The organism is Thermaurantiacus sp. (assembly GCF_053487655.1).
Genome location: NZ_JBRCLD010000063.1, coordinates 1 through 13,648 on the forward strand (window position 1 = coordinate 1; position 13,648 = coordinate 13,648).

A 13,648-nucleotide genomic window follows, 5' to 3' on the forward strand; every position below is an offset into this window, starting at 1 on the left:
GCAAAGCCGGGCGCGTTGAACAGCACGAAGTCCACGCGTGTCGCTGGCCCCGCCGCATTGTAGCGCACTGCCAGCGTCCAGCCATTTGCCTCGACCGTCGCTGCAATCACCGTCATGAGCGCATCCTGGCTGGAAGTCACATGCAGCGAGGCCATCGCGCCGCGATGGCCTCACACCCTGGGCTGGAATCCGGTCAGCTCGCCGAGAAGCGCATCAGCTTCAGCGCCTCGCTGTTGACGAGCGCCCCGCCCACGCGCCGGGTGGCGTAGAAGTGCACAAAAGGCTTGTTGGAGAAGGGGTCGCGCAGCACGGCCGTCTCGGTCCGCTCGGCAATCGTGTAGGCTGCCTTGAACTGCCCGAAGCCGATCGCAAGCGCATTTGCAGCAATGTCGGGCATCGCATCCACTTCGATCACGGGGTAGCCAAGAAGGGTGGCCGGCTGGTCGGCGGCAAGTGCCGGCTGCCAGATGAACTGTCCGGTTGAATCCTTGAATTTGCGGATGACTGAGAGCGTGTTTGAGTTCATGACCCAAGTCGCACCCTGCCGATAAGGTGCGCGGAGCGCGTGGACGAGGTCGATCAGCCGATCGGCCGGGTTCGCTGCCGGAAACGCGCCCGCCGCCCCTGAAGGCACATATTGCACGGTTCCAAACGGTCGAGTCGCGTCCCCAGTGGTCGCTACCGGATAGGTAAGGAAGCCCTTGGGCTGATCGGTGCCAGTGCCCGTCACAAAGGCCGTGCTCTCGGCGCGCGCGAAGTCAAGCGCAATCTCGCCCGCAAGCCAGGACTCGATATCAAACATGGCATCATCGAGCATCGCCTGCGTTGCGGCCGGGTTGGCGTAGAGTTCCCCCATCGGGATCACCACTTCCTGGAAAGTCGGCGTCCCCGTCTCGGGCCGCCCGGCGGACTCGCTCACCCAGCCGCTTGGAAATCCGCCCGTTGCAACCAGTCGGCGATAGCTCGACGTCCCCACTTTCACCAGATTGGCAAGGGTGCGGAAAGGCGAGATCGACCGCAGTGTCGACTCGATCATCTGATCGATCTCGCGCGGCACGGCCACCCCCCCATCACCGGGCACATTTCCCTGGAAGCGCTTCAGCTCAAGGCCGCTTTCCATCCCCTTTCTCAGGAAGCCATCAGCAAAGGCAGCCCGCTCGCCGTCGCGCGCCGAGCTTCCGGCAAGAGCAGGGCGGGCGCGTTCAACCGCCTGACGGCGAAGCCCGGCCAGTTCGGACTTGATTGCCTCGACGGATACCTTCATGGCCTCAAGCTCGGCCGCGTCGAACATGCTCGTGACGAATGTCGGTTGGGGCCCACAATCGGGCACGGCTGCGGCATCAGCTTTTGTTTCGTAGCTCATCTCTTTCTCCATGCTGCAGAAATGGGGAAGCCTTGCGCTGCCCCAGGGGTGCCCTCAGGGCAGGATGGCGGTCACGCGCGCGTGCGTATGCATCGGCAGGGTCACCACCGAACATTCAAGAAGCTCGAGCTTCAGGAGCTCACGCCCGCCTCCGGGAACAGGCCGCGCCTGCTTCACACGGTAGCCGAAGGAAAGCCCATCGACCGCCCGCGCCCGCAACAGCGCCAGCGCATCGCGCCCATCGCTGCAGTCCGGGCTGATCCGGGCTTCCATCCGAAGACCCGCTGCATCTTCGGTCAGGCTGATGACCCGGCCAATCGGCCGTTCCACATCATGCTGCCACAACAGCGGCACATCCGCCCTGCTGCCAGCGAAGGCCCCGCGGCGCACCACGTCACCTGCCCGGTCGGGCGTGTCGAACCGGCTCACATAGCCGCGCAAGAGAACGCCCTCGCTCATGCCGCGTCCCCCCCCTTTTGGCCGCCATGCCGCGGACCCCAGCCAAGCAGCTCACGCTTCTCATCAAGGCTCAGGAAGTCGGCTGCGGCCACATGCCGCCACAGCGCCTCCCGGTCCGACCAAAGCGCTGGAATGGCGTCGAGATCGGGTTCAATCCGCAGATCCGGCCACCAGCGGGCGAGATGGCGCGAAAAGCCGTCCGCAATGCGCCCGAGCAGCGGCAGAACTGTGAGCCGCCAGAGCGCGACATTGGCCTGGGCATAGTTCGCGTAGGTCGCGTCCCCAGGGAGGCCCAGCAGCATCGGCGGCACGCCGAAAGCCAGGGCCACTTCCCGGGCTGCTGCTTCCCGCGCCCGGCCGAAGTCGAGTTCGGCTGGTGTCAGGGCAAGCGGCTGCCACTTGAGACCACCTTCCAGCAGCAGCGGCCGGCCGGCATTGGCTGCGCCTTGGAACGCGCCTTCCACTTCCTCGCGCAGCCGGTCGAACTGCTCGGGCGAAAGGGGCGCGCCGTCCCTGGTTTCATGCACCAGCGCCCCCGACGGGCGGGCCGCATTGGCAATGAGCGATCGGTTCCACCGCGCCGCCGCATTGAGGAGCGCAACGGCATCCGCAGCCGCGCCGAGACAGCCCTGGCCCAAGTGATCATCGAGCGGATTGACAAGCTTCAGGTGGAGAAGCGGCACGCGCTCGCCATCCCAGTCCGCTGGAAAGCGCTGCACCCGGCTGCCGGCGCGATGCAGGAAGGCCTTTGGCCAGCCGTCGGCATCAAGCTCGATTTGGACTCGCTCAGGCCGCAGCGCCCAGGCCTCGGCAGGCTTGCCCAAATGGTCGAGCCCCAGCCCCACATAGGAATTGCCATGGAGCAGCAAGTGGGTTGCAATCGTCTCGCGCAGGCTGGGGGCCAGCAGCGCTACGGCCGGATGGTCGCCCCCTGCTACCATCAAGGGCGCATGGCCAAGGCTTTCCGCCACCAGCCGCACTGCCCGCTGGGCGATGGCGTTGCGGCCATAGGCCTCGTCCACGCGCGCTTCATAGGATGACGGCGGCTCGCTTGCACTCGTGCGCAGCCCGGCCGCAGCCGGGCGCGGCAAGCCCATGGCCTTGCGGGACAAGAGCGGCCAGCGCATCATTGCTTGTCCGGTTTGGCGTTGGGCAGGGGTCCGGCGGCAATCAGGCCGCCACCCACGATGAAGGAAATGGCCTGCGCCAGGTGCATCGCCTGCAGCGGGTCGCTGCCCAAGGTCACGGCGATCATGGCAAGGCCGACCCAAGTCGAGCCCTCACCCGCCCGCTGGCGCAGCCAGCAGAGGAATCCTTCCATCCGTCTGTCCTTTGCTAACGCGGACACGCGCCGCGATATTCCTCGAGGTCGGCCTCAGATGGCCCGCAACCCCGGCGCTGCGGTCACGGGCTGCAGCATCAGCTCGGTTATCGCCCATACCAGCGCGTCTGCCCGGTCCGGCGAGCTCCCGGGGCCGCGATAGGCGCCACCGGCAATCAACCCGCACAGCTGATCTTCAAGCTCGGGAAACGGCCGAGCATGCGCGACAAGGCCACGCGCATAAAGCGTTGCAACCGGCTCGGCACGCGCCACCTTGCCGAGGCTTGCACGCACTGGCTTCAGTGGCAGCCGGCCATGGCCTCCGGCTTCGAGAACTTGCTCGACCATCCGCCCGCCCTGGTTGACTTCAACCACGATGCAGTCGGCCGCATGCCGGGCATGGGCCGAGACCACAGCTGCAGCCCAGTCTTCCGGAGCCGCATCGGGCAGGCTGCAATCGGCAAGCACATAGGCCTTGCCGTCACCATCGCGCCCCGCAACGATAATGCCACAGGTTCCCGGGCCGGCCGGCGGGTCAACGCCCACCACCACCCGCACCAACGCTCCTTGCGGCACCATGCGGCAGCGCTCCAGCCCGTCTCGGCTCCAAAGCGCGCCCTCGACCCGCTCGAGGAGCTCACCGGCCAGCTCCTGCCGGCCCAGCGCCGTGCCAGCATAGCCGGCCTCCATGTCCAGAAGATAGGAGCGAGGCAGGTTCACTCGGTTATCGAACGTCGACCCTCGGCTCAAGACCAGGCCCTCCATGCGCGTCAGCTCACGCAGGAAGGCTGTCGGTCGCGGTGTCGTCGTCACCACCACGCGCGGCCGCTTGCCCAGCCTCAGGGCCATCCGCAGATTGTCCCAGGCCGGGCGCGGCCGGCTCCAGGCTGCGATCTCGTCGCACCAGGCAGCGTGAAACTGCGGGCCTCGCAGCGAGTCCGCCTCTCCTGCCGAGAACAGGGTTGCCATCGAGCCATTCGGCCAGAGAAGCTCCCGCTTCGAGCGCAGGAACAAGGGGCGGTTGCTATCACGCGCAGTCCCAAGAATGCCGGAGTCCCCGCGCACCATCACGGCTTCCGCATCATGCAGCGTCGTCCCAACGAGTGCGATCCGGCACCCCGGTGTCATCAGCGCCTCGCGGTTCACCCACTCGGCACCCGCCCGCGTCTTGCCAAAGCCCCGGCCAGCAAGAATGAGCCAGACCGCCCAGTCGCCTTCGGGTGCCAGCTGCGGCGGCCGCGCCCGGAACCGCCAGTCGGCAAGAAGCCGCAACTGGTCTTGGACGGGAACATTAGCAAGGCACGCTGCCCGCGCATCGGGCGGCAACACGGCCAGCCGCTCCATGAGGGACCCATTCGGCTTCAGGGGCGCAAGCTCGGTCCGATTGCGCGCGTCGGGGTTCTCATCCCCCACACTCTGTAGCTCCCACCAAACCCCAACCGAAAGGCCGCAACAGCCGCTCGCAAAGGGGCCGCCGCAGACGCCAGCAGACATCCACGGCGGCCTCAGGTACCGGCCGTCAGCGCCATGCCACTGCAGCCGGAGCGCTCGGGAGGAGAGGCGCTCCAGACCCAATTCCGGAGCGTGACCGATTCCCTATACCATATCGTTACGCTTGTCAAGCAGAGATTTGTCCAATCTGGTTTTCATAATGTGCAGCCAGCCGATCGAGTGCAATCCCCAGCACCAGCTTCCCGGATCGCGCCGGCCACCGAAGTCCACGCTCTGCGGCCTCCAGCCCTTCAGCCTCGCACACCACCCGCCACAGGATATCGGCAAGACCAGGGCCAACAGCCTCCATCGCAGCATGAAAGCGAGTCCGAGCCCCAACGCTTCCCATCGCCTGCGTCTGCGCCCAGCTGCCGGCGCTGCGGCGCGCTGCTGGCACGGCCATGTCCCAGCGCATCGTCACGCGCGGCGAAAGCTGGGCTGCATGATAGTCACGGCGCAACCGCTCGCCAGCTGCCACCTGCCGGCCACTCAGCAAATTCCGCCGCGAAAGCCAGCTGAGCGGCGACTCATCGAGGTTCACATGCACCAGCTGCCGGTCCACGGCATCGGCTGGCGCCAGACGCTTCCGGCCAAGGGTCCGGTTCGGATATGCTTTCGGGTCAATCACAGCGATCTCCACTCGACAGAGGCTCGCGCTTGTGCCATATTGGCAAAGCTGTAGGAAATAGAGAAACCAATTCAGATTGCCCGGGAAGGCCATCGTGACATCACGCCTGCGCGAACTCCGGAAGGCCCGTGGCATGACCCTTGCCGAGCTGGCAGCGCGCTGCTCGCCGCCCACCACGGCTGTCACCATCGGCCGGCTTGAGACCGGCATGCGCCAGTTGTCGCTTCCATGGATGGAGCGTCTTGCCGCCGCGCTCGGGATCGAGCCTGCCGACCTCCTGCCCTCCCAGTCGACAACCAGCCTCGCCGTTGCCGCAATCCTCGGCCGCGATGGTCCGGCTGCCCCCTCCGCCCCCCTCACGACTCCCCTTCCAGTCCCAGTCGCTGGGGCGATTGCCCTCCTCGTCCAGGCCTCTGCTGGAGACTATCGCGCCGGGGACACACTCTGGCTTGAGCAGCTCCCGCCCGAGCGTTTTTCGGAGGCCGTCAATACCGACATCCTCGCCCCGCGTCCGGTCGGCCGCTTCGCCTTCGGCCGACTCGCCGCCATCGAAGGCGCCCGCCTCCAGATCCTCCCGCCCGCGCCCGGCAGCCGCCAGGTCATCGTCTCCGATCCCCCCTGGATCGGCCGCGCCCTCACCCTCATCCGCCGCCTCTGACCCGGCGCCGTCGGTCGGGTTCACAGTCCGCGGCACCCTTGCAGCTGCGGCCTGACCCGGGGCCCCCACAAAGCGGGCTTCGCAGCCGTCCCCTCGCGCCGGCCGGGCTTGCGCGGAGTCGGGAATCCCGCTTCGCTGGCTCCTGCCCGCTACAGCCGCGGCAAGGTCACGCCGCGCTGGCCCTGATATTTCCCCGCCCGGTCGGCGTAGCTCGTCTCACATACTCCCTCACCTTTGAGGAACAGGAACTGGCACGCCCCCTCATTGGCGTAGATCTTCGCCGGCAATGGCGTCGTGTTGGAGAATTCCAAAGTCACATGCCCCTCCCACTCCGGCTCAAGCGGAGTCACATTCACAATAATTCCGCATCGCGCATAGGTGCTCTTGCCAAGACAGATGACAAGAACATCACGCGGAATCCGAAAATATTCGACCGTGCGCGCCAGCACAAAGGAATTGGGAGGAATGACACACACATCCTGCTTCCGGTCAACAAAACTCGCAGCCGAAAACGCTTTCGGATCGACAAGCGCATTGTCCACATTGGTAAAGATTTTGAACTCGTCGGCGACGCGCGCATCATAACCATAGGAGGAAAGCCCGTAGGAGATGCATCCTTCCCGCCGTTGCGCCTCAACAAAGGGCGCGATCATCCCCCGCTCCAGGGCCTGGGCGCGAATCCAGCTGTCCGGCATGATGCCCACGCAATCCTCCTATTGCCGGATGTGGAGAACGCAGATGAGCGTGAACAGCCGTCGCGCGGTGTCGAAATCCATTTCCACCTTCCCTTCCAGACGCTCGCGAAGGAGCGTCGCTGCATCGTTGTGAATGCCCCGCCGTGCCATGTCGATGGTCTCGATCGCACTTGGCGAGGCATTGCGGATCGCCTTGTAATAGCTGTCGCAAATCGCGAAGTAGGAACGGATTGTCCGCTGGAACGGTGCCAGCCGCAGCTGCACTGACCCAAGCGGCGTCCGCGCCTCGTCCGAGAGATCCATGACAAGGCGCCCCTCCTCGACCCGCAGCAGCAGCCGGTAGGGCCCGTCATGGGCGATCCCAAGCGGCCGGAAGCAATTGCCCTCAAGAAGGTCGAAGATCGCCACCCGTCGCTCCTGCTCGACATCGGCATTGCGCCAGATGACGGTCCGTTCGTCGAGCTCGATCGAAATGATCCGGTGGCTCTCGAGCAAGGTGTTCTGCTTCCGTATCCCACCCCTGCCTAGGGGGTCGGGCCGGCCAGGTGCAAGCAGCTGGTCTGAAAAGCGGCCTCAGAAGGCCGGTTCGCTTCCTGGCGGCGTATGGATTCCGCACTCGGTCTTGTCCCAGCCGCGCCAGCGGCCAGCGCGCGGGTCTTCGCCGGGCAGCACTTTCGTCGTGCACGGCATGCAGCCGATGGAGGGATAGCCTTCCGCCACCAGCGGATGCGGTGGCAGCCGCCGCTCGGCAGCCCGCGCCCGGAGCATTTCCGGCGACCAGTCGGCAAGTGGGTTGATCTTCAGTCGCGCCCCATCGGCCTCCACTTTGGCAAGTCCTGCACGCGTGTCCGCCTGGAACCGCTTGCGCCCGGAAATCCAGCTGTCGAAGGCAAGAAGCGCGCGCGCGAGCGGCTGCACCTTGCGCACAGCGCAGCATCCATCCGGGTCGTAACTCCACCTGAGCCCCTTCCCATCCACTCGGGCGAGTTCCTGCGGCTCGGGCCGGATCCAGCGCACATCCGAAAGCCGCAGGTGCGAAGCCAGCTCCCGCGCATAGGCCAGAGTCTCGGGAAACAGCCGGCCGGTGTCTACGAACAGCACGGGCACGCGCCGATCCACCTCGGCAACCAGATCAAGAAGAACCGCCGACTCCGCGCCAAAGGAAGAGACAACCGCCACCCGGCCCCAGGCCCGGTCGCTGAGCACATGAGCGATGAGCGCTTCAGCGGACGCGTTTGCGGCATGCGCTGCAAGCCAGGCAGCATCCGCAGGCCCAAACCGCTGCAGCTCAGCCTCGGGTGTTGCCATGCCGCACGTCAAACGCCGCCGGGCGCCCGTCGGCCGCCCGCTGGTAGAAGAAGGTCCAGCGTGCCAGTGCCACCTCGGCTGCTTCTCTTGGGATCGGCCGCTCCGGCGCAACCGAGGAGAATCCGGCCCGCGCAAGGAAGATGAGCTGGTCGACAGTCACGTCCCCCACGGCCCGCACGTCGCCAGCAAAGCCCATCTCGCGCAAGATCCGCGCCGAGGAATAGCCTCGCCCATCCCGAAAGCGGGGAAAGACAATCCCGATGATCCCGAGATTGCCGAGCCCGGCTTGCGCCCGCACGTCCTCGCCAGGTGCGATGAGAAGCTCGGGCGCGCCTGCGCGCGCGCGCGCATCGAGCGCCAGCACGCCTGCGTCCAGCAACTCAGCCATAGACTGCTTCCTTGAACGGCTGCACGCCGAGCCGCCGGAACGTGTCGAGGAAGCGCTCGCCTGGCTGCCGTTCGCGCAAATAAAGCTCGGTCACGGTCTCGACGGCCTTCACCACCCCGTCTTCGGTGAATCCGGGTCCCAGGATCTGGCCCATGCTCGCGTCCTCGGCACCCGAGCCCCCCAGCAGCAGCTGGTAATTCTCCACCCCTTTGCGGTCGACTCCGAGGATCCCGATATGCCCGGCATGGTGATGGCCGCAGCCATTGATGCAGCCGGAGACCTTGATCTTGAGTTCGCCAAGCTCAGCCTCACGGTTTCGCAGACGGTCGGCCACCTTCATGGCCACGGGGATCGAACGTGCGTTGGCAAGCGTGCAATAGTCGAGCCCGGGGCATGAGATGACATCGCTTGCAAGGTCGAGATTGGCCTCCGCCAGCCCCACCGCCGAAAGCCGGTCGAAGACAGCCCGCAGATCTGCTGCGCGCACATGCGCAAGCACGAGATTCTGGGCATGCGTCACCCGCACTTCATCAAAGCTGAACTGCTCGGCAAGGTCGGCCACCGCTTCCATTTGCGCTGCACTTGCGTCCCCCGGTATCCCACCCTTGGGCTTCAGCGAAATATTGACGATGCGGTAGCCTCGCATCTTGTGCGGCAGAACTTGCCGGGCAACCCAGCGCGCAAACTGCGGGTCGCCATCATCCGCCACTTCATCGCAAAGCCCGGCTTGAAACGGCGGGTCCCTAAAAAAGCTTGCAATCCGCGCAAGCTCTGCCTCAGGCGCATCGACCCCGAGACGCAACAGCTGCGCATGCTCGGCCTCAACCGCTTCAGCAAAAGCCTCAGCCCCCATGTCATGGACCAGGATCTTGATCCGCGCCTTGTAGATATTGTCCCGCCGCCCGAAGCGGTTGTAGACGCGCAAGATCGCCTCACAGAAGGAGAGAAACTCCCCGGCCGGCAGGAATTCCCGAATGCAGGGAGCAACAAAGGGAGTGCGCCCCATCCCGCCGCCCACGAACACCCGGAAGCCGAGCACGCCGTCGCAGCGCAGCAGTTGCAGCCCAATGTCGTGGAAGCGGATTGCCGCCCGGTCGACCGCGCTCCCGGTGAGCGCGATCTTGAACTTGCGCGGCAAGTAGCTGAATTCGGGATGCAAGCTCGACCATTGCCGCAGCAGCTCCGCCCAGGGCCGCGGGTCCGCCACTTCATCGGCTGCCGCACCGGCATATTGGTCCGATGAAATATTGCGGATGCAATTGCCACTGGTCTGGATCGCATGCATCTCAACCGCTGCCAGATCCGCCAGAAGATCTGGCGCTTCCTCAAGCTTTATCCAGTTGAACTGAATGTTCTGTCGAGTCGTGAAGTGGCCATAGCCCCGGTCGTAGCGCCGGGCGACGTGCGCGAGCATCCGCAGCTGCCGGGACGAAAGCATCCCATAAGGGATGGCCACGCGCAGCATGTAGGCATGGAGCTGGAGATAAAGCCCGTTCTTGAGCCTCAGCGGCTTGAAATGGTCTTCATCGAGCGCACCGGAAAGCCGCCGTGCCACCTGGTCACGAAACTCGGCAACGCGCGCCTCCACAATCGCCTGGTCGATGGCATCATAGCGGTACATCAGCGCCAGTCCCTTCCCGGCCGTGCAAGATCAGGCCTCACCGTCGGCCCGAAGGCGCGGATTCGCTCGCGCACGTGGCAAGGCCGCGGCCGCCCGTCCGGCCCGGCTTCGGCATCGACGAGGGCAAGATCATTGACCTGCTCTGCAACTGCTTCGCGCGCCAGCACCGCCTCGCCGTCCGCGGCTTCGAGCAGCACCGCCTCGCCCACATCCGGGCTCCAGCGATCGCCCGCCCACCAGATCACTTCCCCCGTGCGCGCCCGATTGCCAGTGAGAAGCTTCATGCAGCCACCTCCAGTGCTGCAAGCCCCAGCAAATCCTCGGCATTGGCAAGGCCAGCCACCCGCCCGACAACCAGGAGGGCCGGGCTTTCAACACCCGCGCGCACGACCGCATCGCCAAGATCGGCCAGAAGCGTGCGCATCGCCCGGCCGCCTGCAAGCGTCCCCCGCTCGAGAATGGCAACCGGCATGTCAGGAGAGACGCCGTCCGCCATCAGCTTCTCGGCAATCATTCCCGCCGTCTTCACTCCCATGTAGACGACAAGCGTGCGCCCAGGCCCGGCAAGCCCGCGCCAGTTCTGCGCGCGCAGGCCCTGGCAGGTGCCAGCAACGAAACTGACCGCAGAAGCAAAGTCGCGGTGGGTAAGAGGCAAATGCGCCTCTGCGGCACAGCCAAGCGCCGAGGACACTCCCGGCACCACCTCAACTGGCACGCCAGCAGCGACACAGGCCGCCACTTCCTCACCCCCCCGGCCGAAGATGAAGGGGTCACCGCCCTTCAGCCGCACGACAGCAAGCCCAGCCCGCGCCTCCGCAACCAGCAGCGCGTTGATCGCGTCCTGCGGCAGGGTGTGGCGGTCGCGCGCCTTGGCAACAGACACCCGGCGCGCATGGGCAGGCGCAAGGGAGAGCACGTCCGGGTTGATCAGCCCGTCATGGACCACGAGGTCGGCTTCCCCCAGCACCTTCACCGCCCGCAGGGTCAGGAGGTCAGGCGCACCCGGCCCGGCCCCGACAAGATGGACTCGCCCGCCCTTGCCGACACGCCCGTCCTTGCCGATACGCCCGTCCTTGCCGACACGTCCGTCCATCTTGCCCATGGCATCGGCTTTCAACAGAATGTGCGCGCGGCTCCAGCCAGACCATCTTGCCCCCCGCCAAGCCGGCCTACGCCGCCTTTGCGCCTTCGAGCGACGCCTGCAGCCTCTTGGCCTTCTCCCCCGCGGCACGGTAAGACATTGGCATGCACGCGCCCGATCCCGAGGCGCGGCCCGCCCGGGGCCGCCGGCTCACTCGCCTGGCCGCAGTCGCAGCCGGCGTCATCCTCCTCGCCGCCATCGGTGCTGCCCTCGCCTGGGGCGCCATCTTCCGCAACCTGCCCAATGCCGAGCGGCTTGCCACCTACCAGCCGCCGCTCCCCACGCAAGTCCGTGCAGCGACAGGCGAGCCCCTGTTCAGCTTCGCGCGCGAGCGGCGGATTTTCCTGCCCTATGAGGAAATCCCGAAGGTCGTCATCGACGCCTTCCTCTCCGCCGAAGACAAGACCTTCTTCAGCCACGGCGGTCTCGACTTTCCCGGCATTGCAACGGCGATTGTGACCAATATCCGCGGGCTCTTCTCAGGCCAGTCCCGCCCTGTCGGCGCTTCCACCATCACCCAGCAGGTCGCCAAAAACCTGCTCCTTTCCAACGAGGTCACGCTCACGCGCAAGATCCGCGAGGCCGTGCTCGCCCGCCGGATCGAGTCGATCCTCACCAAGGAACAGATTCTCGAACTCTACTTGAACGAGATCTTCTTCGGCCGGAACGCCTATGGTGTGGAGGCCGCTGCCCGCACTTGGTTCGGCAAGTCCGCCTCCGATCTTGCCCCGCACGAGGCCGCCTTCCTTGCCAGCCTTCCCAAGGCGCCGTCCGCCTTCGACCCCCGCCGCAACTATGCCCGCGCGCTTGAGCGCCGCAACTGGGTGCTGAGCGAAATGGTCGCCAACGGCAAGCTCCCGGCGCAACAGCTTGCAGCCCTTCAGGCACGCCCGATCGCGGTCGCAGAGGAATCCCGCGCCGCCGCCAATGTCGCGCCCTACGGGAGCTTCTTCATGGAAGAAGTCCGCCGCCAGTTGATCGAGCGGTTCGGTGAGACTGCCGAGGATGGCCCCAACAGCCTTTATGCTGGCGGGCTCTGGGTCCGCACCACCATCGATCCTGAAATCCAGAAGGCCGCGGAAGCCGCGCTGCGCGATGGCCTCGTCCGCTACGACCGTGTGCGCGGCTGGCGCGGTCCGGCTGCCACCATCGCCCTTGGTGAGGGCTGGCAGAAGCGCCTGCGCGCGCTGAACCTCCCGGTCGGCTACGACAGCTGGCGCGCTGCCGTCATCCTGGCGCGGCAGCCGGGCGGCTTCCGCCTGGGCTTTGGGGACGGCAGCACTGGCACCCTCTATGCCGGCGATGCCATGATGGCGCGCGGCGGCATCCCTGCCTACCAGCAGCTCAAGCCCGGTGATGTCGTCCCGGTTGCGCCCACGGGTGCTGGAAGCTATGCCTTGCGGCAGATCCCCCTCATCTCCGGGGCCCTTGTCGTCCAGGAAGCCCACACTGGCCGTGTCCTCGCCATGGTCGGAGGCTTTGATTCGCGCGGCTCGAGCTTCAACCGGGCAACGCAAGCCCAGCGCCAGCCGGGCTCCACCTTCAAGCCCTTCGTCTACGCCGCCGCACTCGACAATGGCATGACGCCAGCAAGCCTTGTCTCGGATGGCACCTTCTGTGTCTACCAGTCGGCCCGCCTGGGGCGCAAATGCTTCCGCAACTTCGGTGGCGGCTCGGCCGGGCTTCAGACCATGCGCTGGGGCCTTGAGCAGTCCCGCAACCTGATGACCGTGCGCATCGCCTCCCAGACCGGCATGGACAAGGTGGTGAAAACTGCGCGCGAACTCGGAATCGGGGACTATCAGCCTGTCCTTGCCATCGCGCTTGGCGCCGGCGAGACCACGCCGATGAAACTCGTCAATGCCTATTCGATCCTGGTCAATGGCGGCAAGGAAATCACACCGGTCCTGTTCGACCTCGTCCAAGACCGGGAGGGCAAGCCCATCTTCCAGGCTGACAGGCGCCGCTGCGATGATTGCCGCGCTGCCTGGAAGGGCCAGGCCATGCCAAGGCCAGTGGATACGCGCCGCCAGGTCATCGACGCCCGCACTGCGTTCCAGGTGGTCCACATGCTCGAAGGCGTCGTCGAGCGCGGCACGGCCACGCGCCTCAACAACCTCGGGGTCCCGATCATGGGCAAGACGGGCACCACCACTGGGCCCAAGGATGTCTGGTTCGTCGGCGGCACCCCCCAAATCGTCGCTGGGCTCTACATGGGCTTTGACCAGCCGCAGAATCTCGGCGGTTGGGTCCAGGGCGGCAATGTCGCAGTTCCCATCTGGCGCAACTTCTACACGGCCGTCTGGAGCGAGTCCGAGCGCACGCCGACGCCCTTCATAGCACCGGCCGGCATCCGCATGGTCCGGATAGATCGCCGCTCCGGCCGCCGCGTCTTTGGCACCTGGCCGTCGGATGCGCCCAAGGCTGCCGTCATCTGGGAAGCCTTCAAGCCCGAGACCGAGCCACGCCGCATTGTGAGCGCGCCCGCACCCACGCGCGCCACCCCGAAAAAGGTCGTCCGCACCATCCGGACCGATCGGGACTTCCTCGCCCAACAGGGCGGACTTTACTGAAC

15 protein-coding genes are annotated in these 13,648 nt (G+C 66.0%); 2 read left to right on the top strand and 13 right to left on the bottom strand.

Annotated elements, in window-relative coordinates; genetic code table 11:
- Positions 1-193: 193 nt before the first annotated feature.
- From ACWIQA_RS06670 to ACWIQA_RS06695, 6 genes are all read right to left on the bottom strand, one after another.
- Positions 194-1,291: a phage major capsid protein gene (locus tag ACWIQA_RS06670; RefSeq protein WP_448582300.1), complete on the bottom strand. Its 1,098-nt coding sequence runs from the start codon at positions 1,289-1,291 to the stop codon at positions 194-196.
- A 126-nt stretch (positions 1,292-1,417) separates the two neighbouring features.
- Positions 1,418-1,822 carry an HK97 family phage prohead protease gene (locus tag ACWIQA_RS06675; protein WP_448582288.1) on the bottom strand — a complete coding sequence of 135 codons (405 nt, stop codon included), beginning with the start codon at positions 1,820-1,822 and terminating at the stop codon, positions 1,418-1,420.
- Entirely contained in the window at positions 1,819-2,952 is a 1,134-nt protein-coding gene (locus ACWIQA_RS06680) for a phage portal protein (RefSeq protein WP_448582289.1), read from the bottom strand. The genes ACWIQA_RS06675 and ACWIQA_RS06680 overlap by 4 nt, the downstream gene beginning before the upstream one ends.
- The gene (locus ACWIQA_RS06685; protein WP_448582290.1) at positions 2,949-3,143 is read right to left on the bottom strand and encodes a hypothetical protein; all 195 of its coding nucleotides are present in this window, start codon (positions 3,141-3,143) and stop codon (positions 2,949-2,951) included. Before ACWIQA_RS06685 ends, ACWIQA_RS06680 begins: the two co-directional genes overlap by 4 nt.
- A 54-nt stretch (positions 3,144-3,197) precedes the next feature.
- Complete coding sequence (locus ACWIQA_RS06690; RefSeq protein WP_448582291.1) at positions 3,198-4,487, bottom strand: DNA-packaging protein; 1,290 nt, start codon at positions 4,485-4,487, stop codon at positions 3,198-3,200.
- Positions 4,488-4,761: 274 nt separating this feature from the next.
- Entirely contained in the window at positions 4,762-5,262 is a 501-nt protein-coding gene (locus ACWIQA_RS06695) for a DUF6456 domain-containing protein (protein ID WP_448582292.1), read from the bottom strand.
- Positions 5,263-5,356: 94 nt separating this feature from the next.
- Between ACWIQA_RS06695 and ACWIQA_RS06700 the strand changes: the two genes are divergently transcribed.
- Entirely contained in the window at positions 5,357-5,920 is a 564-nt protein-coding gene (locus ACWIQA_RS06700) for a helix-turn-helix domain-containing protein (protein WP_448582293.1), read from the top strand.
- Positions 5,921-6,069: 149 nt separating this feature from the next.
- Here the strand turns inward: ACWIQA_RS06700 and dcd are convergent, their stop codons facing one another.
- The 7 genes from dcd to cobA form a co-directional block, all read right to left on the bottom strand.
- The gene (gene dcd / locus ACWIQA_RS06705; RefSeq protein WP_448582301.1) at positions 6,070-6,615 is read right to left on the bottom strand and encodes a dCTP deaminase; all 546 of its coding nucleotides are present in this window, start codon (positions 6,613-6,615) and stop codon (positions 6,070-6,072) included.
- A gap of 18 nt (positions 6,616-6,633) precedes the next feature.
- Entirely contained in the window at positions 6,634-7,110 is a 477-nt protein-coding gene (locus ACWIQA_RS06710) for a UPF0262 family protein (RefSeq protein WP_448582294.1), read from the bottom strand.
- A gap of 78 nt (positions 7,111-7,188) precedes the next feature.
- A complete protein-coding gene (locus ACWIQA_RS06715) occupies positions 7,189-7,923 on the bottom strand; it encodes a phosphoadenylyl-sulfate reductase (protein ID WP_448582295.1) in 735 nt (244 codons plus the stop codon).
- Entirely contained in the window at positions 7,904-8,311 is a 408-nt protein-coding gene (locus ACWIQA_RS06720; RefSeq protein ID WP_448582296.1) for a DUF934 domain-containing protein, read from the bottom strand. Before ACWIQA_RS06720 ends, ACWIQA_RS06715 begins: the two co-directional genes overlap by 20 nt.
- A complete protein-coding gene (locus ACWIQA_RS06725; RefSeq protein ID WP_448582297.1) occupies positions 8,304-9,932 on the bottom strand; it encodes a nitrite/sulfite reductase in 1,629 nt (542 codons plus the stop codon). The genes ACWIQA_RS06720 and ACWIQA_RS06725 overlap by 8 nt, the downstream gene beginning before the upstream one ends.
- On the bottom strand, positions 9,932-10,216 hold the full coding sequence (locus ACWIQA_RS06730; protein WP_448582298.1) for a DUF2849 domain-containing protein: 285 nt from the start codon (positions 10,214-10,216) through the stop codon (positions 9,932-9,934). The genes ACWIQA_RS06725 and ACWIQA_RS06730 overlap by 1 nt, the downstream gene beginning before the upstream one ends.
- Positions 10,213-11,025, bottom strand: coding sequence for a uroporphyrinogen-III C-methyltransferase (gene cobA, locus ACWIQA_RS06735; protein WP_448582302.1), 813 nt, complete (start codon positions 11,023-11,025; stop codon positions 10,213-10,215). Before cobA ends, ACWIQA_RS06730 begins: the two co-directional genes overlap by 4 nt.
- 152 nt (positions 11,026-11,177) lie before the next feature.
- Between cobA and ACWIQA_RS06740 the strand changes: the two genes are divergently transcribed.
- The gene (locus ACWIQA_RS06740) at positions 11,178-13,646 is read left to right on the top strand and encodes a penicillin-binding protein 1A (RefSeq protein WP_448582299.1); all 2,469 of its coding nucleotides are present in this window, start codon (positions 11,178-11,180) and stop codon (positions 13,644-13,646) included.
- The last annotated feature ends 2 nt before the right edge of the window (positions 13,647-13,648 follow it).

Bases quoted from the DNA above. Each gene is read 5' to 3' on its own strand.
- ACWIQA_RS06670 (WP_448582300.1), bottom strand. From the start codon at position 1,291: ATGTTCGACGCGGCCGAGCTTGAGGCCATGAAGGTATCCGTCGAGGCA.
- ACWIQA_RS06720 (WP_448582296.1), bottom strand. From the start codon at position 8,311: ATGGCTGAGTTGCTGGACGCAGGCGTGCTGGCGCTCGATGCGCGCGCG.
- ACWIQA_RS06680 (WP_448582289.1), bottom strand. From the start codon at position 2,952: ATGATGCGCTGGCCGCTCTTGTCCCGCAAGGCCATGGGCTTGCCGCGC.
- ACWIQA_RS06740 (WP_448582299.1), top strand. From the start codon at position 11,178: ATGCACGCGCCCGATCCCGAGGCGCGGCCCGCCCGGGGCCGCCGGCTC.
- ACWIQA_RS06685 (WP_448582290.1), bottom strand. From the start codon at position 3,143: ATGGAAGGATTCCTCTGCTGGCTGCGCCAGCGGGCGGGTGAGGGCTCG.
- ACWIQA_RS06715 (WP_448582295.1), bottom strand. From the start codon at position 7,923: ATGGCAACACCCGAGGCTGAGCTGCAGCGGTTTGGGCCTGCGGATGCT.
- dcd (WP_448582301.1), bottom strand. From the start codon at position 6,615: ATGCCGGACAGCTGGATTCGCGCCCAGGCCCTGGAGCGGGGGATGATC.
- ACWIQA_RS06730 (WP_448582298.1), bottom strand. From the start codon at position 10,216: ATGAAGCTTCTCACTGGCAATCGGGCGCGCACGGGGGAAGTGATCTGG.
- ACWIQA_RS06725 (WP_448582297.1), bottom strand. From the start codon at position 9,932: ATGTACCGCTATGATGCCATCGACCAGGCGATTGTGGAGGCGCGCGTT.
- ACWIQA_RS06675 (WP_448582288.1), bottom strand. From the start codon at position 1,822: ATGAGCGAGGGCGTTCTCTTGCGCGGCTATGTGAGCCGGTTCGACACG.
- cobA (WP_448582302.1), bottom strand. From the start codon at position 11,025: ATGGACGGACGTGTCGGCAAGGACGGGCGTATCGGCAAGGACGGGCGT.
- ACWIQA_RS06690 (WP_448582291.1), bottom strand. From the start codon at position 4,487: ATGGAGCGGCTGGCCGTGTTGCCGCCCGATGCGCGGGCAGCGTGCCTT.